An 18,023-nucleotide genomic window follows, 5' to 3' on the forward strand; every position below is an offset into this window, starting at 1 on the left:
TTAGGATCAACGAACGAGAATACTTGGCAACCAAAATTACGGAAACCTTCCCCTCACCGTCTCACCGCACTATCAATAATGAGCTACCCGGCTCTTTGTTAAAGGTACTTAAAGATGAATAGTGATACAGAGCTATGGTCTATAAAAAGCATCGCCCGGTTTCTTGATCATTCCATCAACTACACCCGTAACGTCCTTGTAAAACAACCCGGTTTTCCTCCGCCCAGGCATAATGAAATCGAAATCAACGGTCAGCTCCACAAAAGCAGACCCCGATGGCTAAACAGCGATGTGATTTTGTGGGCTGAAAATGCTTACATCCAATCTGAGAACATTGCTGAGCAGCCTCCCAAAAAGAGAGGCCGCAGGCGAGCAGTCCTTTAATCCCGAAGCTTCTGCCCATACTCTCTGGCTGTTTTACGGTAATATTTCAAAGTCCTGTTCATATCCCTATGACCTGCCTGACGCGCTAATTCGAAGGGTTTCAGCTTTTCAGACAAGCGAGTCAGTGCTTCGTGCCTGGAATCTCTGAACTGAAGATCGTCTATCGTTGTCTTCCCGCTGGCCAGAGAGAAAATTGAGCTGACATTTAATTTACTGGAGTCAAACCAATATTTTCCTTCCGTCTTTCCAAGCTCAATCAAACGAATTGCTTCCTCCGTCAATGCCACTGACTTTTTCCTTTTTTCTTTGACCTTCTCTTTGGGCAGGTCAATCACCCCGGAAGCTAAATCCAGCTCACCTGCCTCAAGAAATTTCACCTCCTGCAACCTCATTCCTGTTTCGAGGCAGAGACACCATAGCAGGGCAACTTTCTCTCGTGGTGTTTCTGGCTTTCTTTGCCGATCCCAGTCGTCCAGAATAAACAGGATTTCTTCAATTTCCTGCTCAGTGACCCTTCTCTCACGATCACTGTCGTCATCCTCATTAAACTTAACCTTCCCTCCGAATGGCGTCTCCTCAATATAGCCCCACTCTTTTGCTGTACTGAAAACGTGGCTGAGAAAGTTTTTGTCCCTTATAACAGAGCTGTTGGCTACATGATTCAACCGATTGAGCTTCCATTCTGCGATATGATGCGGTTCGATCTTTGACATACTTTTATCCATCAAATTGCCAAGCGGTTCGTGAGAGCTGTTAGTGCAGAACTGCATAAAACGTTTGCCCTCTCGCAGCGCGGTCTCCTTGCCTTTTTTCTTGGGACTCACTTCTTTGAGGTATCGTTCAAAACATTGCCGAAGAGTCATCTTCTTCCTTCTAACTTTGGCAACTTCTCGCTCTGAGTCTCCCATAGCACCAATTTCTTCTTCCTTCTGTTCGGCCCAAGCGATTGCCTCTTTTTTGAGGTCAAAAGTCTTGCTTTCTCGGACTCCCAATTTTTGCACTCTCGCAAGCCACCCATGTTTACGCTTTTCAACCTAAATTCAGCGGTTAACCCCTGAGCTAAACTCTAACCCTCAACAATATTGAGGGCTCGAAGATGGTTCGACCACCAAAACCCACTCCCCCAAAGGGTGAGTTGTCTGAAATGGAAAAAGATCCCTTATCCGTCAAACTCGAAGTCGATTCTTTCGACGGTAAAATTCATGTCGAGTGGGAGCCTGAAGCATCGGTCACCCCAATGGGACAGCTTCCTTTTTTTGCCTCGTCAGTAAAATCTGTGGGCAGTTTCTGGTTCAGGTAGTTTGCCAAGCGCATGATATAGGGCGATTTCTGCACATCTGTAGGTTCTGAATCCATACGATTTTCTCGTAGTGAGTTTTATCTTGGTATTCAGACCCTCAACAATTCCGCTGGAAAACGCCTTTTTTGCCCTGAACCAGTTCAGAATAAGTGGCTTATGTCGTCGAATAGTTTTGACCACCTTCTTCATTGGATCTATCTTTGACCGCATGACTCTTGTACACCAACGATCCAGATATTTTCCTGCCCAATGTGGTGAAATGTAATCCCAGAACACCTGAAATTCCTCTTTAAGCAGGTAAGCTCTGACACTTTTCAGGTTGTACTGGAGTACTGTGTTTAACTTGATCTCTTCTTTCTCTGTCAGATTTTCTTTTCTCTTGAGCAGGCACCAGCGAGTTTTTTTCAGAACAGGTTCATATCCGTCTGCCTGAAGTTGTTTGTGCTCTGATGCCCTGACTTCATCAATGGCTTTGTTTAGCATGGCAACGATATGGAAGCGATCCAGAATATGCAGTGCCTGGCAGGCAAACTCCGCAATCGCCTTCACGTAAGGCTGCCACATATCAGAGCAGACATACTCCAACTGCTGGCTTCGCTCTGTACCAAAGAATGAGAAAAAGCTGCGAATCGTCGCTTCAGTACGCTCTTCGCCAATCCACAGCAATCGTGTGCAGTTTCGATCAATCTGGTAAACGTGCATATTCTGGCCTCCCGTGAACGCTCATTCTGACGAAGCGTGAACACGTTTTCTGGTTTTCCGTGAACACTGATTCTGACGAAGCGTGAACAATTTTCGCCTATTTCCAGAAAATGCGTTCACGCTTCCAGAAAACCTGTTCACAGCACCAGAATTAATCCTGTAAAAGGCGTAAGCATTCGGTAAACCCATAACACCCCTCTCCTGTGTACGATTCCAGGAAGCACTTGTCTGATTTTAGGAAAGGGGTGTTACTAAGCCATTTTCACAAGGCGGGCTGTGATTCCTAAGCTCCTTAAGGCGTGCATCCGTCATTAGCCAAGGCAGCCATTGAGACAAATCATCAGGTGCTACACGACCATTGTCTGCACAGGTTTGCAGGTACTTTGTCATCCATGCCCAGGGATTTATACCCCAAAGATTCAGCGTCATAAACACTGAAAACAGCCAGGCCATTAACTCTCCGCTCCAGTCACTGCCTGCACCGTAATAATTCTTGCGCCCGACAATGGGGTTTCTCAGGGATCGCTCAGCAGCATTGTTATCCATAGGGACTTCTGGGTAGTCCGCAAACAGAGTTAGCCCTTCCCAGTGATTCTTCAGGCTGGTAAGGACTTTTTGACAACGTTCCTTAAGCTTTGGACGCTCCAGCTCTTTATCCCGCCACTCTTTTAACTGGCCGAGATATTCTTTGAGAACTTTGTCGTATTTGAAAAACTGTTCAGGTTGCCTCTGATGTTCCAGACGCTGGTCATTTAAATGGTAAAGCTTGCCAATACGGTTTACCCAAGTGGCACTCCACTTTTCCAGTTCATCATTGCCTTTCTGGGCATTGATAAAATCTCTGCGCACATGGCTCCAGCAGAAAGCTAAAAACATATCTGGATTTTCATTGGCGAGACTTTTATAGGCGCAGTAACGATCACAAACCAGAATACCATTGCTTTTACCCAGAAGCTCTTTGGGAACCCGGGCTGAACGGTTGTCGTCCACGCTGTAATAGACGGCTTCCTGCACCATAAACACCCATAACCAGTGTTTTTTGGCACCCTGGTCATCAGACCATACCATCCAGCGAGTTTCATCGGCATGCCACTGCTGACCCGCTATAACGCGCTCCCTGATAGACTCTACTATGGGCTCAAACAGCGGTTTAATGGTTTGTAGCCCGCCTGTCACGGTGCCCTGAGAGAGATCAAGTCCACGCATCCGAAAATCTTGCAGCTGTCGGTTAATGGGAATGCCGAAAGCGTATTTGTGCAGCAGGATTTCGACCCATACAGAGACGCCCAGTTTGCCTTTACGAATGAGTTTCGCCGGTTCAGGCGCTGTAATAATCCCCGGGGTTTGTGAACACTGACAGGTTTTCTGGTAGCGATGTCGGCGGTAACGACGGACATGAGCCTGAACTTCTACTTCGATAACATCGCTATCTTCCGTGCCGGGGAATGGACTAAAAGGAAGACCACAATGAGTGCAATGTTGCTCATCATCAGGTATCACGAGGTCTTCAGGAATCACGGGCAAGGTAGTGACGTTCTTTCGACCATGTCCTTTTGAGCCTTTTTGCTGTCCTTTCTTGCGGTCAGATTTCTGCCCGGAGCCCGAACCTTCTTGCTGATTGCCTGATTTTTTTGATGTCTTTTCTGTAGAGCGTCCGAACACCAAATGCTGCATTTGCGCTAATTGGTTTTTTAGTTGGTCAATTTGCACCTGAAAAGCACTGATTTCTTCTTGATGTTTGACCTTAATCTGTGCAATTTGGGCAAGCGCCTCCCGCTCCCGTTGACGGGCGCGCAGCCATTGGCTGTGCCACTGATTCGCTTGCGCTTTGAGCTCTATGTACTCCATTTTGCTTAGCGTTACTCGCGCATAAGCAAAAGGTGTTTTCACGATATCAGCTTCAGTGGTAGTGGAAAGAACTGAAGAAAGCATTCAGGAAATATAGTTGAACATGGTCAAATAGTCATGCTTCAGATGGGTTCACCGAATGCTTACTAAAAGGCTAAAAATCCCTCTCTTAAGCATTGATTTCATTCAAATTGTGCCGCTCTCCCTTATTCCACTAAAACCCGGAGAGATGGCCATGGCTAAAGAAGTGAGATTATCAATGCGCAAAATCAGAGAAATCCTGCGTCTTCGTTTCAGCTGTCAACTGAGCATTCGGCAGATATCTGCCAGTATTCGGGTCAGCACCGGGGCAGTCACCAAATACCTGAGCCTGTTCGAACGGTCCGGCCTTAAATGGCCTCTCCCCGCCGACATGGACGACACTGCATTAATCAACCAGTTGTCGCCTGATACAGCCAGCCGTAGCCAGCAGGGGCTGGTTAGCCCTGACTGGATTGAGATTCATAATGAACTCAAACGCAAGAGTATGACCAAGCAGCTGACCTGGGAAGAGTATTGTGAGGCCTACCCTCATAATCACTACAGCTATCCTCAGTTCTGCCACCTGTATCGCGAATGGTGCAAAAAGCAGAAACGCTCCATGCGGCAGCTGCACCGGGGTGGCGAGAAAATGTTCGTAGACTATGCAGGTCTCACAGTCACCATCGTTGACCGAAACACCGGCGATACCGCACCTGCACAGATTTTTGTCGCGGTTCTGGGCGCTTCCAGTTACACCTATGCCGAGGCCTCGTGGACACAATCGATTGTGAACTTCCTCGGCTCCCAGATTCGTGCCTTCAGTTACTTCGGTGGCGTTCCGCAGATGCTGGTTCCGGACAACCTGAAAAGTGCTGTCACCAAGGCCTGCCGCTATGATCCGGACATCAACCGCAGCTACCTGCACATGGCTGAACACTTCGGCTGCTCTGTCATGCCCGCCCGTCCTTACAAGCCAAAGGACAAGGCCAAGGCAGAAGTCGGTGTGCAACTGGTGGAGCGCTGGATTTTAATGCGCCTGCGTCATACGACATTCTTCTCGTTATCTGAATTGAACCAGGCGATAAAACAGCTGCTTGAGGATCTGAATAACCGGCCGTTCAAGCAACAGCCGGGCTGTCGTCGCAGCCTGTTTGAGCAGCTGGACAAACCGGCGTTGATGCCGCTGCCCGTACAGCCATTTGAGCATATTGAGTTCAAGATAGCCCGGGTCAACATCGATTATCACGTGCAGTACGCCAGTCATTATTACTCGGTTCCACACCAGCTGGTTCGGGAACAGGTTGAGCTACGCGTCACGCAGCAAACAGTGCAGGTATTCTACAAGGGAAAACCTGTCACCAGTCATCCACGGAAATGGCAGGAGGTGGGTGGCTTCACCACCAAACCAGAGCACATGCCCGAACGGCACCGCAAGCAACAGCAGTGGACACCAGGTCGTCTGTTGAGCTGGGCCAAAGACCTTGGGCCTGAAGTGCAGCGGTTTACCCAAAAACTGCTCGACAGTAAGCAGCATCCCGAACAGGCCTATCGCGCCTGCCTTGGCCTGCTCAATCTTGAGCGGGACTACGGGGCAGACCGCCTTAATGCCGCCTGCGGCCGGGCCATTAAAACCGGTGGCCACCGGGTCGCCAGTGTTCGCTCCATACTCCAGTCGGGTCTGGATAAAGTGCCCCTGGAGCCAGCGCAGGACAGTAGCGCTGAGCGTGTGACCATCAGCCATGAGAATATTCGTGGCTCAGGCTTTTACCACTAAGGAGCACCACCATGACCAATCAAACCCTGGCACGCCTGCGTGGCCTGCGACTGAACGGTATGGCCGACGCCCTCAATCTGCAGCGGGAACAGCCCGGCACTTATGAGGAGCTTGGCTTTGAAGAACGACTGGCATTGCTTATTGATCAGGAGGACGCCGACCGCAGCAACAAACGGCTGGCTCGCCTGCTCAGGGCAGCCCGGTTCAAACTGGCTGCCACGCTGGAGGATATTGATTATGAGCAGCCCAGAGGCATTACGAAAGCACAGATGGCGACACTGGTCACTTGCGACTGGCTGAACCGAAAACAAAACCTGTTAATTACCGGTCCCTGCGGCACGGGTAAAAGCTGGCTGGGCTGTGCCTTTGGGCATGGGGCCTGCCTGAAAGGCTACAGCGTACGGTACTTCCGGACTTCCAGGCTGCTGGAAGCGATGACCATTGGCCATGGTGACGGCAGTTACACCAAGCAACTTAAACAGCTGGCAAAAGTCGACCTGCTGATACTGGATGACTGGGGTCTGGAACCACTGACCCAGAGCCAGCGCAATGACTTGCTGGAGATCATGGATGACCGCCACAACCAGAGCTCCACCATAGTGACCAGCCAGCTTCCGGTGTCGAAATGGCATGACAGTATCGGTGATGCGACTTTGGCAGACGCGATTCTGGATCGACTGACACATAACGCCCACCGGCTGAAACTCAAGGGAGAGTCTATGAGAAAAATCAGGGCAAAACTGGAAGAGCGTGAACACTCAGGCTAAAAATAGAGGTGGGCAATGTTTAGGAAAGCGGAGGTGTTCACGCTTTCCAGAATCACCGTTCATTTTGACCAGAATACGCAAAACGACAGTCAGGTACTTATGGCCTATTTGATACGCCACCTCGTCGACACCTATGGCCTTGATATTGTCGAGCGAACGATGCGCCTTGCCCCATTCAACCACATACTCAACAGCATGAAAGACCTTCTCCCATGATGTATTGAAAGTGCAGGCAACCTCTTTCCAGGAGAGCTTTCTGGCCCAGCTTGCCAGAAACTGCATGTAGACTTTGGTAAGTTCTTTCTTGCCATCACCCCATGGAACCTGTTCAACCTTTACGCCACACGTCTTGCATTGAACCCTGCGCATTGTGTAGAGCAGAAAAACTCTAATTCCCCAGAGAGGGACGAACTCAAAACGGCGTTCAGCAAGAGAATCGTAGCCTGGTGCTGGCTTCAAGCAGCCTGAGCAAACGGCATGACTGTTCTTTCGAGGAACCACTGTCACATTAAATACTTCTGAACCTTGATAGACGCCGGGTTTTACATCCTGATAAACAAATGACTTGAGTTTATGGACTTTATTGAGGATAGTTTTAATCAGCATCAGTGCTGCCTTTTGTTGTTTTTTTGTCCTTCAACAAAAAGCTATCAAAAGTCAGCCACTGGTGCATCTACCTCAAAAATTTGTTCATTTCTACCCACAGTTATCCCTGAAGAGCCCTTTTTTTATACAGTTTTTAAAAACAGGTCACCGATTTGAACCCTGGATTAACGATTGCCCACTAACTTATAAAAGCCCAAACGCCCCTCAAAAAGTGGATGTGATTGGCTCATTAATGCTTTCCATTCTTTCAGGACATAAACGCTATGCGCATATCGGAACAATTATTGGTGATAAAGTAAACGCTCAGTTGCTCGGGATGAAAAAAATTGTCAGCGATGATTCTGCCAGGCGTGGTTTAAAGAAGATTGACGAAGATGAAGGCGTTGAATGGATGCAAAAACACCTCCATCTCTGTTTTGATCCGTTATTAACCATTCCATGGATTATGGATGTTGATGTTACCGTGAAAACCATTTATGGGCATCAGGAAGGAGCGGTTAATGGCTATAACCCACATAAGAAAGGGAGACCCTCTCATACTTACCACTCATATATGATGGCTAATCTTAAATTAATACTGGAAGTTGAAGTCAGACCCGGAAATCAAAGTCAAAGTAAATACTCTTTACCCGGTTTAATGGAGCTATTAAATCGACTTCCAAAACGCTGCTGGCCTGAATTTGTTCGTGGTGATTGTGATTGGGGAAGTGACCGGGTAATGAGCGAATTGGAAGATGCTGGTTGTCATTATCTTTTTAAAATGAAGAAGCACGACAACGTTAAGAAAGCCATAGGGAATGCGCACTGTAGCGGAGGATGGGTAAAATACGACAACCATTGGGAGGGAAAAGAATCCGTAATTAAACTGTCAGGTTGGAAAAAAGAAAGACGCATAATTATTGTTCGAAGACGGCGTCCTGAAAATGAAATACCGATGTTGGAAAAAGGAATAAAAGAACGTCAACAAACGTTAGCATTAATAGAAGAGCCAGAAAATATAAAAGCTTACGAGTATTCGGTTCTGGTCACATCTCTTGATAATGATATAGTCTCGATCATTAATCATTATCGCAATAGGGCTGACTGTGAAAATAACTTTGATGAAATCAAAAACCAATGGGGCTGGGGCGGTTATGTAACAAAAGATATGGCAAGATGTCGAATGCTGGCCCGAATGGTTGCCTTGGTTTACAACTGGTGGACGCTATACGTTCGATTGAGTAATCCGGACTCCCATAAAGAATCAATTACCAGCCGTCCCTTATTAATGAGTTCAATTGGCAAGCTGACCCACTCTGGCAACCAAAAGAAAATAAAGCTGACAAGCCAGCATCGATGGATGTATAAAATTGCGAAATTACAAAGTGAACTGTGTGATTTTTTTGATTCAATCAAAAGTATCGCACCGCAGTTGAATCCAATTAACGCATGGTGTCGTATTTTAACGAAAGCGGTCTCAAAATTTTTGAAAAAAGGGCAGGTTATTACGATGCAACCATTAATTCGATCGGGCTAATGACTTAAAAAAAACGCTGCTCAGAACCGTGAGAAGCTATTCCTAATGGCATGGCTCAGTGGCGTTCAACTGCTGAATTTAGGTTCAAAAGTCGCCATCTCTGAACGCCCTCTGACAGTAAGTGTACAGATGAGATTTTAGTGGTAAATCGAGTGGTGGAAGAGTGGTAATTTTTGAACGAAAACACAGTGAAAAGAGGTGAAAAATAGTGAGGAATAAAAATTCTGAACGTTGGAGTTTTTATCGAGAAGGCAGGTAGGCCAAGGGCTGAAGCCCTGAAACAGGCGAAAAAAAAGGCTATCGAATTAACGATAGCCTTTCTGATTGGTGCCCGGAGCCGGAATCGAACCGCCACCAGCTCTGGGCTTGGCTTTAATTAGTGCCAGTTTTTGTGCCATATATCGAATTCTTCTACAGATTTTGACTGCCAAAATGGAGCATCTAAATCTATGCAGTCTTATATTCGGAGTCTCACCGGAATACATTTTCCTTGCAGAGTCTCAGAGTTCAAGCAAAAAAACATATTCATAGTAGCCATCAATTTGAAAACGTGCGTTACGTGAAAATCTAGGAGCTATGCCTTGAAAAATAATTTTCATGCACGCAGCATCGCCTACTGTACTGACCTGATCTACATATAATTTCATTTTTAACACTCTTCTGGATACCCTAGCTCAACTAGCCCACCAAACTCATCAATATGAATCTCAACTTGATTACACTCTTTTATAATAGTTCGGTCATATTTTGGGCTAAGAAAATGAATTTTCTGGTTTGTTGACCCGCGCCAGAGCAACGATGGATTTCGCAATTCTTCTCGGTAACGACCAGCAACTAAAATATCTACGTGGGCTAATACTTGTTGAGCAACAGGCATACTGGCTAGCTCAGTGAGCTCGTAGCCTGTATAAAGCATTACATCAAGAGAACTCTCAGAAAGAGACTCTAACAGCCAATAGAGATTATTGGTCTGTTGGAGAGGTTCACCTCCCAGCAGGGTTATCCCGGCAATATCGCGTTCTGCAATGATTTCTTTGATCAGTTCTTCCCTTTCAATGAGCTGATTAGCCTTATGCGGCCACATCGCAGTGTTCCAGCATCCCTTGCAAGCTAACGTGCATCCTTGGAGCCAGATAACAAACCGATCTCCAGGTCCATATATCTGGCTCGATGGTTGTATATGAGCAATATTCAGACATGTGCCAAACATCAATACACCGTTCTGGTTAGAACAAGTTGAATTTTTCCATTTTTTCTCTGTTCTTTTACCCTGTATCCCTGAGCTTCAGCTTTCTTGATTGCTGCTAATTTCGTTGCTTCAACCCTGGCTATACGTTCCTGCTCCAACCTTTGCCTCTCCTCCTCAGCAATACGCTCAAGCTTACTTTCGTACTCTGATTTATAGACAAGTTCCAGAGATTTCAGAAACTGACTAACTGGAGTGTATTGCTTGTTCAAAGATCGGCTTATGACTCGGCCAGACCAGTGTTCATCGGAGTCATAAGTAAACCGATACGCTTTTCCATCCCATAAAAAAGACTGCTGCCCCCGATAATCTGATCGGTTAGTAAGCAAGTTTTGCCCCTTAACGGTTACTTTAACCCCAAGCCTCACAAGAGCCCCATAAAGAACATCTTGTTCAGTAAACGGGGTAAGAGTTCTGACAACTGCACTCATTTATCTCTTCCCTGCTTGATTGTATTCGTCTTGTTCACTTTTACTTTCTTAAGATACTCATCGGTGGTTTTGATTGAAGTAACCGGGGTCTCATCAAGAATTTCATCAAGCGCTTCAAGGCAGGTTTCTCCCTCAAAGCCAAAGGTTTTGGCACTGACCGCCCCTTCTTCATCTATAACAAGAATAATTTTTTGTTCAGCCATTCGCAGCTTCCCCTTTTTTAAGAACCAAAGATGCCCTTAATCGCATAGCTGTGCGCTTCGCCAACTCTGAATCATCATCTGGTGCAATCGCGAGATAGCGCTTACCCTTTGACATGTAGAGCTGACCTATATCAGGCAAATCCTCTTCAGGAAAATCAATAGAAAAAGCAACATCAGCTTCTCTTTTTCCTTTGGACAGAAGCTTTGAAAGAAAACTCTCTTTTGCCTTTCCTTTGATTGAATTGCGAGACTGCTGATGGGTCGATAGCTCTTCTCCCAACCGTTCCTGCTCTTTACTAACCTGATCGAGTCCTTGTTGCAGTTTCTGCTCTCTTTCGGCAAGGTTGCTTATAGTTACTTTATAGGCTCTTGGAATTTGCTCAAGCCGTTTTTTTGCTTGTTCCTGTTCCTTACGTTGCTGCTTTTTACTCGATTTGCTCGCCTCTTTTACGAGGTCACCTGAAGTAGTTTTACTCTGCTTTTTTAAAACCTTATTCAACTGCCGGCTATTATTGGAAATCCAGATCTCAATATCGTCTCTTTTCGAGTCTCGAGCTATTTCATTAGAGTTAATCGCAGTGAAATATTTATCAAACAACTCTTTCCAACTCTCAAGAAAAACATGTTCAGCGGCGGCTTTCTTCTCATTTCGGGTGTAGAGAAACGCCTCCATGTCTTGCTGAATCTTGGCTCTTTTCTGATCACACTGCTCCAGCCGGGTGTCAATTTTCAGTTTTTCTTGCTCCCAATGTTCTAACTGCTGTGCTTTGTCAGTCTCATTCGCAAGGGATAAGGCACTTTCAACTAGCTTGCTCCGGAGCTGATTCAAAAGGGCAACATTTTCCTTCCTGTACGAAGGGGATAATTCAGAAAGGCATATCGATTCGAGGTGATCTATTTCTTTTTTCAGTTGTGATCTTTCTCGATCCCTTCCGAGGAAAAATTGTTTCATATAGCCAAGCAGATTGTCCTTAATTTTGCTTTGCTCAGCCTCCATACGAGCAACCTGAACATTCAGGTCGCAAACCTCATTATCCCAACGTTTCTGAATTCTCTCCCAAGCGAGTACCAACGCATCTCTTTCAGCCTGCCCAGGTAAGTAAGGAGGATGAATCACTACCTGATACTCAATTTCCCTAGCCAGTCTGGAACGATTAAAAACAGACTGATCTTTCGTCAGCTCCTGGGCATTATCAGACTCAAACTCAGCAAAAGATCTGCATTCAAAATCCTCAAGCGTGATACTTAAGAGCTCTTTGCACTGCAGTTCTTCATCAATATTGTCTACATATCGAATAGGGCTGGTAATATCATCAACAGCAATTTCTTTTTTCAGCCTCCAATAACCATTGGCCAAGAGTTCAAGGTGGTAATCATCGACGGAACGGCGCTGATTTTCAGATAACTTTACTGCCCAGATAACATCAGTTTTACTGTAGCGCAGAGGCAATAACCAGGCCTCTTCTTCAGAAATTAACACCTGAGGCAAGTCATCACGGGAAAGTAAATGTATATCACCATATCGCTCTATTACCCGCTGCAACTGTCCTTGTTCGATGGCATTAAAAGCTAAGAGAAGTTCGCTTTCTTGCAAATTCAGTTCTGTATGATCAAATTCTTGCCATACAATATTTTGATCATATCCACCATTAGTAAATAGCTTTGCCGGATGTTCAAGTGCAGTATGCAGGCTATGAGTGAGAGGGCCAGATAAAATATTGCGGTGAAGCAGGTCAATGGTCTCGACAGGCGCTTTACTGGCCGGCTGTCTTCGCCCGGATTCTAGATATTCGTTATTAGCTTCAAACCAGAAAAGGTGACAGAAAAGTCGGTAATACTCATCAATCTGGTCAGTTTCCAGCGCAAGGCTGTACTGGTAGCCTTTTTCAACAAACCCGGAAGAGCACACCCTGCTCCATGCTGATTTTGAGTGATAGTCCCCAATAAGTATCATGCCGTGTTGCTGACTACCTGTACGGATGCAACACCGGCCAGACAGCGCATCAATTGCAAGATTGTTTTCTTCACACTCAGTCAAAAAGAGAAAAACCTGCACATTGTTATCAGCAAGATTACCAATATACCTGATTGCATCTGTATCGCGGATAATGTCAGCAGCAATAAATAAACTATCCTCTACCTGACAGGTAGCCAGCTCATCCAATAGCTCAGAGCTTTCTCCTGCTTGGAAGTAGTCATCCCTATATGAACCAGTCGCATCTTTCTCAGCCGAGTTAAAAACGAATACATTTTTCAATCGCTCATCCCGATAACTGACCGAGAAGGTACGTTCCAGTGGCGCAATCATCAAACATACTCCTTACTTAATGGTTCACTCAGCATCTCAGTCAGGTAAGAAGGCAACTCATCATTACGAAGTCTTGTAAACGTTGGCGTCCCCCTGACTTCTGGCTCCTCTTCCCCGAAGTCAATAAAGTCCAGACTGCTTGTACATGTCCATATTACTGGTTCGCCTGTAGTCAGGAATATCCAGTAACGATCATGGTTCTCGGGACGCTTCTCCATTGTCCTGAGAGCCCATTTTTGACTGGGAAGTTTAGCTTTTTTATTGACGGAAAATATCACCCCCCCATCACAACTGCAGCTCTGGGCAATGGCTGATAAGTTTCGCTCGTTTTTTCTGCTTTGGTAATACCGATCCGAATAAATCAATCCAGTGACCACTACTCCAGACACAAGATGTCTTACAAGCGTTTCAACTGAGAGTTTATCCCCTTCAGCCCAGCGACAGCGCGGTTGCTGTACATGGCTCGCTGATGGAATAAGATAATGACCTGCGGAAGCGTGCCAAAAACCTTGAGGGTTCTGTTGACGATTCAGAACTTGAAGTAAAGACAACCCCTCCTTCAATGAAAGGTTGTACGGTTTTACTGCCGGATGGTTAATCCAGCAGCGTTGTAAGTATCGACTTTCGTCAGGTGAAAGATAATCCTCTCTGTAGGTATCATTCAGCCATGCCTCGTGCCATAAATTTGCAGTTGCAGGATTTTTTGGCATCACGGGAAGATTTATCAGTTCACCACCAAAAAAATGGCCATAGCATGTATCAATTTCATTGACAGGTCGTTTTCTAATCAAAAACTCACTTCGGACTATAGCTTTATCTGACACATCACACCGCATACGCTTAAACTCAGGCTCCCAAGCGAATTCTAATTTCCCAGCAACATCGTGAAGAAATTCAGGCTTGGCTTCAATGATATCTTTACGGGAAACCGAGAAATGCCTTTCCTTACCCGCCACATGGCATGAGAGATTCCCCTGAATCTGAATTGCTGCCTGAGCACTTTTATTTCTTCCCAACGTGTACCGAAGTTGTGTTTCTATTGATGGACTATTAGTGCGATATTTATCATCAAGCACTTCTATTTTCAGGTTAGAAATAAGCCTCTTATCTACCGAACCATCATGATCTATAAGATACACGTTAGTGCTGTTGCAATGCAGTTCTTTCGGAATACCCCTTCTATGGACTGAAGGCCAGCCATAAGACTTGATCTGTTCATGGTAACTCCGGTTACGAGGAGGCTCCCATCGCAGCATAGCTATGGGGTGTATTCCAAGGTACTGATCATGAAAGTACCATATATGGTATATTCCCCTCTCTTTCGTGCTAAACATGCCAGTCTGTTTAGTGTGATGAGCCTGCTCGGTTAACTGTTCCCCCTCGATCAAGTTTTCTTTTTCAAGATAACTAATCAACCTATCAGGAAAGGTTGATAAACCCTGTTCCGACGCTGCCACCAAAATTTTCTGTAAGTCTGGGCGAGGCTGTTCGACATCAACAGTCGCAAGAACTTTCTTGCAGTCGACCTTTACCTGCCTGTTCAATATAATCTCCATGATTACTCCTAAAGGGCAGGCATTAACGACCGTGCCAAAGAACTGAGTTCTGCGGAAGGGGAGTTATTGGCAAAGTAATCTTTTTTCCCTACCACAACCAACTGGTACCGGGCTCGTGTGAGAGATACATTGAGCCTGTTCGGGCTGTCTAAAAAGCCATCTCTGTTTGTATTAACCATGGACAGGTATACCAAATCAGCCTCTTGCCCCTGAAAAAAATCAACTGTATTGAGCTTTATGTTTACCCCTTTGTAGGTAAATCTGGCATGTCTTTTTTCTCTGGTCAGATCCTGCAACTTGCTACGCAACAGACTCTCTTGCTTTCGATAGAAAGTCAGGATTGCAACACTATGGTCACCTACCACGCCTTGTTGATTTGCCCAAGAGCAAAAATCTTTAAGGCCGCTCAAAATGGTATTCACCTCGGCAACATTACTGTTTTTGTATACTTTGCCTTCAACATCGGCCCAAACCGCCCGCTTTGGATACCGTCGCCATTCCCAGAACCGATCTGATTCAGTGAATCGTCCGTCCAAGAGCGATTGAGTGCCACTGTGATCCGAATAAAACTGTTCACGGGGAAAGCACGATATGTCAGGGTGCATCCGATGCTGGTAGGTTAGTGTCGTATGACGGCACTGCTTTTCTTTGAAGTTAAATCCTTGATTCAAAGTGTTCGGATTTTCGGCTCTTGTTTTCAGCGTTCCTGAACCAGAAAGTGCTTCCAGAATTGATGGAAAAGCCATGTTTCGCAACTGGTACACACGACCTGTGGCAGATATTGATCGAGGCATCAATCTTTCGAGCTGGTCTTTCATGGCTTTCGCCTTATTATTTTTATTACCTCGCCTTCTGGTTCTTTTGCCTGGTGTCAGAAATCTAAGCCAGTATTCACGCTCCAGGCGCCAGACAACTTCGTCAGCCCAACTGCTTTTCTGCTCATGATCACACCACTGCTCATGAATTTCATGAGAGTAGCGCATTATATCGGAACGCTTGATTTTGAAATTATGCTCTCCATCATGCCGGGCAAAATGCCGATAAGCATGAGCTGAGTTGCACCAGTTCTCACCAAAGACTATAGAGTCAGCAGGCAAGTAATCTCTGTAGTCGCTCAATAGCCTCTCTTCACAAAAAATCAGGTTGTATTGATATACATTCCAGGGGCTACTTCTCAAACTCTTCTCATTGATAGCACCAACAGCGTGGCCAACCAGACCTATGTCGCTGTAAATATGCCCATCCCGTTCTGAATGCCTCGCTTCAATTTCAGCAGCTATTGCCCTTAGCTCACCACTGCTCACTGGTACTATTATTCTTTCGTGGTATCCCCAACGGCCTTTTTGATATGTTTTTAATTCATTCAGTAAAAAGCAGGCTCTTTGTAACTCAGCAGAAAGAATCTGCTCTTTTTGTTTATTAAAAGCAGGCCTGAGAACCAAGTGTTTCAGGTTGGCCGTGATTTGATCCCTCTCGGTAAAAGGTGAAAGTTGCTTGACGTCACCTACCAGTATCCAACTCTTGGCATAGCGTGCTGGAACCAGAAACTCTGCAAAAGTGGTTTTACTGCATTCATCGATGATCATGACGTCGAAAGGAGGTATTCCCCGCTCAAAATCAAACTTTGTGTCACCAAGTAGCCGTAATATCCCCATGGTCGTGCCACACACCAGATTTGAGGAGTCCACTAATAGCCTTTTACAGTCCAGATGACCAAGATTCTCCGAGAATGAATCCAGAACTCTGTCATACTGATGATGCTCAACACCTGTTGCCCGATTTTCATCACCAATACGAAGCGGATAAATACCTTGCTTGCAATCCAGTTCGTCGATTCGTTCAAGAACATTATTGATAGCAGCATGGGTCGATGCTGTAAGCAGGACTCTCTTACCCTGTTTGATCAACTGAACTATCAGCTCAAGTATGGTGGTCGTCTTTCCCGTTCCAGGAGGTCCATCAAGGATAGCGAAGTCGGGAGTTGCGAGTGCTTTACAAACAAACTCACGTTGCCTGTCACACCCATCAAAATCCATATTGGTTAAAACTGACCAGTCTATTTCCTTCTCAGAAACAGGGTTGAACAATGGCCAGTTGTATGAATCTCGATTTCGGATCAAGTCAAGGAGAGGTTTGTGTTCACGAGCAGGTGTCATTTTTAGCCGGGTGATCGCGTCTTTCTGACGTTTCAGAGCCAATGTATTAACTCTGACTTTAAGCTGCTTTCCTTTCGGGTAGAGGGGAGCTGCCTTTTTCTTATCTTTTCCTCGCCCCAGAATAATTTGCCTTTCGTCTGGCCGCGCATTTTTCACACAGTAAAATTGAGTGTTTTTGCCTTTAATTGCAGGATCATAAATATCAATCTGATCATCAAAAAAATATTCCAGCGGATCCTGGCTGGCAGTCTCTTCACCATGATCCAGACCAATCAGCTGTATCCAAGGTTCAGAGTCACTGATACTCCTTACTGAAATTCTCAGGCCTGGATAGTGGCGATGAGTCAAAAAATCAGGTAGCGGATCATCTCCAGTAACCAGTCTATTCTGTTCATCTAAGTACCATTCGTCTGGTAACTGGTAACCGTCTTCTGTACAGAGATCTGAGACAAAGCAATCTTTAAGAAAAGCCTTGTCAGTCACCTTTCTGAATTGAACACTTGAATGTTCCTTTTTTTCTCCCACCATGAATAGGTCAGAGCCATGTCTTATAATATTGTCTGGAAGGGAGGGTTCCGAAAGCACACGAAACTTCACGTCCTGCTGTTGAAAAAAAAGTGGCAGAGAAGCATCTATAACACCCTGAATACGATAGCAATTTTCACTTTCTCTTTTGGCCTGATAGGTCGTAAGTTCTTGCGTTAGCTCCAGATTGTCCGTTAACTCCTGAGTAAGTGGTTTAATATCCAGGATATCGCCACACCAGACAATGCGATTCACTATAGCGCTAGCATTCAACTTCAGCAGGATTTGATCGCCAGTATGGTTATATTGTTGCTCTGATACTTTGATTTTCTGACGATCAGCGCCCCGACCAACAGTGACTAGTTCTTCAAAGTCAGGTTCAAATTCTTTGATCAGATCCACCCCGTCGGGACTGCCAGTTACTTCATACCATCCTTCATTCTCAGGAATAAGCTCTATACGGGTTGTTGGATGAACCTGATATAAAGGCTGACAAAGCTGAAGTACACCCGGAACAGGAAGCCTCTCCCACTCACAGGTCACTTCTTTTTTTCGTAAAGCTTCCTCAGCATTTTTAAGATACCGCCTGAACGGTTCAAAAGACTTGTCAACTTCCTCTGCCCAGTGTTCGGAGGATGCATCTAGTGCAGTCAGGTAGCAATTAAGCACAGCAACTCCTC

The 18,023-nt window shown here is 45.6% G+C and carries 15 protein-coding genes; 5 read left to right on the forward strand and 10 right to left on the reverse strand.

Annotated features, from left to right (window positions below; genetic code table 11):
* Window positions 1-114: 114 nt before the first annotated feature.
* Window positions 115-384 carry a hypothetical protein gene (locus tag NX720_RS24225; RefSeq protein WP_262598111.1) on the forward strand — a complete coding sequence of 90 codons (270 nt, stop codon included), beginning with the start codon at window positions 115-117 and terminating at the stop codon, window positions 382-384.
* On the opposite strand, the gene NX720_RS24230 is transcribed toward NX720_RS24225, so the two are convergent.
* The gene (locus NX720_RS24230) at window positions 381-1,247 is read right to left on the reverse strand and encodes a tyrosine-type recombinase/integrase (protein WP_262598112.1); all 867 of its coding nucleotides are present in this window, start codon (window positions 1,245-1,247) and stop codon (window positions 381-383) included. The two genes, NX720_RS24225 and NX720_RS24230, sit on opposite strands and share 4 nt — an antisense overlap.
* 233 nt (window positions 1,248-1,480) lie before the next feature.
* Between NX720_RS24230 and NX720_RS24235 the strand changes: the two genes are divergently transcribed.
* Window positions 1,481-1,684, forward strand: coding sequence for a hypothetical protein (locus tag NX720_RS24235; protein ID WP_262598113.1), 204 nt, complete (start codon window positions 1,481-1,483; stop codon window positions 1,682-1,684).
* Here the strand turns inward: NX720_RS24235 and NX720_RS24240 are convergent.
* On the reverse strand, window positions 1,649-2,386 hold the full coding sequence (locus NX720_RS24240) for an ISL3 family transposase (protein WP_262598115.1): 738 nt from the start codon (window positions 2,384-2,386) through the stop codon (window positions 1,649-1,651). The two genes, NX720_RS24235 and NX720_RS24240, sit on opposite strands and share 36 nt — an antisense overlap.
* A 234-nt stretch (window positions 2,387-2,620) precedes the next feature.
* The gene (gene tnpC, locus NX720_RS24245) at window positions 2,621-4,276 is read right to left on the reverse strand and encodes an IS66 family transposase (protein ID WP_262596420.1); all 1,656 of its coding nucleotides are present in this window, start codon (window positions 4,274-4,276) and stop codon (window positions 2,621-2,623) included.
* Window positions 4,277-4,493: 217 nt separating this feature from the next.
* On the opposite strand from tnpC, the gene istA reads away from it, so the two are divergent.
* Window positions 4,494-6,029: an IS21 family transposase gene (istA, locus tag NX720_RS24250; RefSeq protein ID WP_404831113.1), complete on the forward strand. Its 1,536-nt coding sequence runs from the start codon at window positions 4,494-4,496 to the stop codon at window positions 6,027-6,029.
* Window positions 6,030-6,040: 11 nt separating this feature from the next.
* Entirely contained in the window at window positions 6,041-6,796 is a 756-nt protein-coding gene (gene istB, locus NX720_RS24255; protein WP_262598119.1) for an IS21-like element helper ATPase IstB, read from the forward strand.
* Here the strand turns inward: istB and NX720_RS24260 are convergent.
* Window positions 6,788-7,402 (reverse strand): hypothetical protein, encoded by a 615-nt coding sequence (locus NX720_RS24260; protein ID WP_262598122.1) that lies wholly within the window; start codon window positions 7,400-7,402, stop codon window positions 6,788-6,790. The genes istB and NX720_RS24260 overlap by 9 nt on opposite strands.
* Window positions 7,403-7,463: 61 nt before the next feature.
* On the opposite strand from NX720_RS24260, the gene NX720_RS24265 reads away from it, so the two are divergent.
* Window positions 7,464-8,918, forward strand: a complete 1,455-nt coding sequence (locus NX720_RS24265) for a transposase (RefSeq protein ID WP_262598124.1) — start codon at window positions 7,464-7,466, stop codon at window positions 8,916-8,918.
* A gap of 649 nt (window positions 8,919-9,567) precedes the next feature.
* Here NX720_RS24265 and NX720_RS24270 read toward each other — a convergent pair.
* The 6 genes from NX720_RS24270 to NX720_RS24295 are packed head-to-tail and all read right to left on the reverse strand — an operon-like array spanning window position 9,568 to window position 18,012.
* Window positions 9,568-10,128 (reverse strand): 4Fe-4S single cluster domain-containing protein, encoded by a 561-nt coding sequence (locus NX720_RS24270; RefSeq protein ID WP_262598126.1) that lies wholly within the window; start codon window positions 10,126-10,128, stop codon window positions 9,568-9,570.
* A complete protein-coding gene (locus tag NX720_RS24275; RefSeq protein WP_262598127.1) occupies window positions 10,128-10,595 on the reverse strand; it encodes a hypothetical protein in 468 nt (155 codons plus the stop codon). The genes NX720_RS24270 and NX720_RS24275 overlap by 1 nt, the downstream gene beginning before the upstream one ends.
* Entirely contained in the window at window positions 10,592-10,798 is a 207-nt protein-coding gene (locus tag NX720_RS24280) for a DUF2997 domain-containing protein (RefSeq protein ID WP_262598129.1), read from the reverse strand. The genes NX720_RS24275 and NX720_RS24280 overlap by 4 nt, the downstream gene beginning before the upstream one ends.
* Window positions 10,791-13,106: a coiled-coil domain-containing protein gene (locus NX720_RS24285; RefSeq protein ID WP_262598131.1), complete on the reverse strand. Its 2,316-nt coding sequence runs from the start codon at window positions 13,104-13,106 to the stop codon at window positions 10,791-10,793. Before NX720_RS24285 ends, NX720_RS24280 begins: the two co-directional genes overlap by 8 nt.
* A complete protein-coding gene (locus tag NX720_RS24290; protein WP_262598132.1) occupies window positions 13,106-14,662 on the reverse strand; it encodes a hypothetical protein in 1,557 nt (518 codons plus the stop codon). The genes NX720_RS24285 and NX720_RS24290 overlap by 1 nt, the downstream gene beginning before the upstream one ends.
* 8 nt (window positions 14,663-14,670) lie before the next feature.
* Complete coding sequence (locus tag NX720_RS24295) at window positions 14,671-18,012, reverse strand: DEAD/DEAH box helicase family protein (protein WP_262598133.1); 3,342 nt, start codon at window positions 18,010-18,012, stop codon at window positions 14,671-14,673.
* Window positions 18,013-18,023 lie beyond the last annotated feature (11 nt).

Source organism: Endozoicomonas euniceicola, assembly GCF_025562755.1.
Lineage (GTDB): Bacteria > Pseudomonadota > Gammaproteobacteria > Pseudomonadales > Endozoicomonadaceae > Endozoicomonas_A > Endozoicomonas_A euniceicola.

Bases quoted from the DNA above. Each gene is read 5' to 3' on its own strand.
- NX720_RS24240 (WP_262598115.1), bottom strand. From the start codon at position 2,386: ATGCACGTTTACCAGATTGATCGAAACTGCACACGATTGCTGTGGATT.
- NX720_RS24270 (WP_262598126.1), bottom strand. From the start codon at position 10,128: ATGTTTGGCACATGTCTGAATATTGCTCATATACAACCATCGAGCCAG.
- istA (WP_404831113.1), top strand. From the start codon at position 4,494: ATGCGCAAAATCAGAGAAATCCTGCGTCTTCGTTTCAGCTGTCAACTG.
- NX720_RS24235 (WP_262598113.1), top strand. From the start codon at position 1,481: ATGGTTCGACCACCAAAACCCACTCCCCCAAAGGGTGAGTTGTCTGAA.
- NX720_RS24285 (WP_262598131.1), bottom strand. From the start codon at position 13,106: ATGATTGCGCCACTGGAACGTACCTTCTCGGTCAGTTATCGGGATGAG.
- NX720_RS24225 (WP_262598111.1), top strand. From the start codon at position 115: ATGAATAGTGATACAGAGCTATGGTCTATAAAAAGCATCGCCCGGTTT.
- istB (WP_262598119.1), top strand. From the start codon at position 6,041: ATGACCAATCAAACCCTGGCACGCCTGCGTGGCCTGCGACTGAACGGT.
- NX720_RS24275 (WP_262598127.1), bottom strand. From the start codon at position 10,595: ATGAGTGCAGTTGTCAGAACTCTTACCCCGTTTACTGAACAAGATGTT.
- NX720_RS24260 (WP_262598122.1), bottom strand. From the start codon at position 7,402: ATGCTGATTAAAACTATCCTCAATAAAGTCCATAAACTCAAGTCATTT.
- NX720_RS24290 (WP_262598132.1), bottom strand. From the start codon at position 14,662: ATGGAGATTATATTGAACAGGCAGGTAAAGGTCGACTGCAAGAAAGTT.
- NX720_RS24280 (WP_262598129.1), bottom strand. From the start codon at position 10,798: ATGGCTGAACAAAAAATTATTCTTGTTATAGATGAAGAAGGGGCGGTC.
- NX720_RS24230 (WP_262598112.1), bottom strand. From the start codon at position 1,247: ATGACTCTTCGGCAATGTTTTGAACGATACCTCAAAGAAGTGAGTCCC.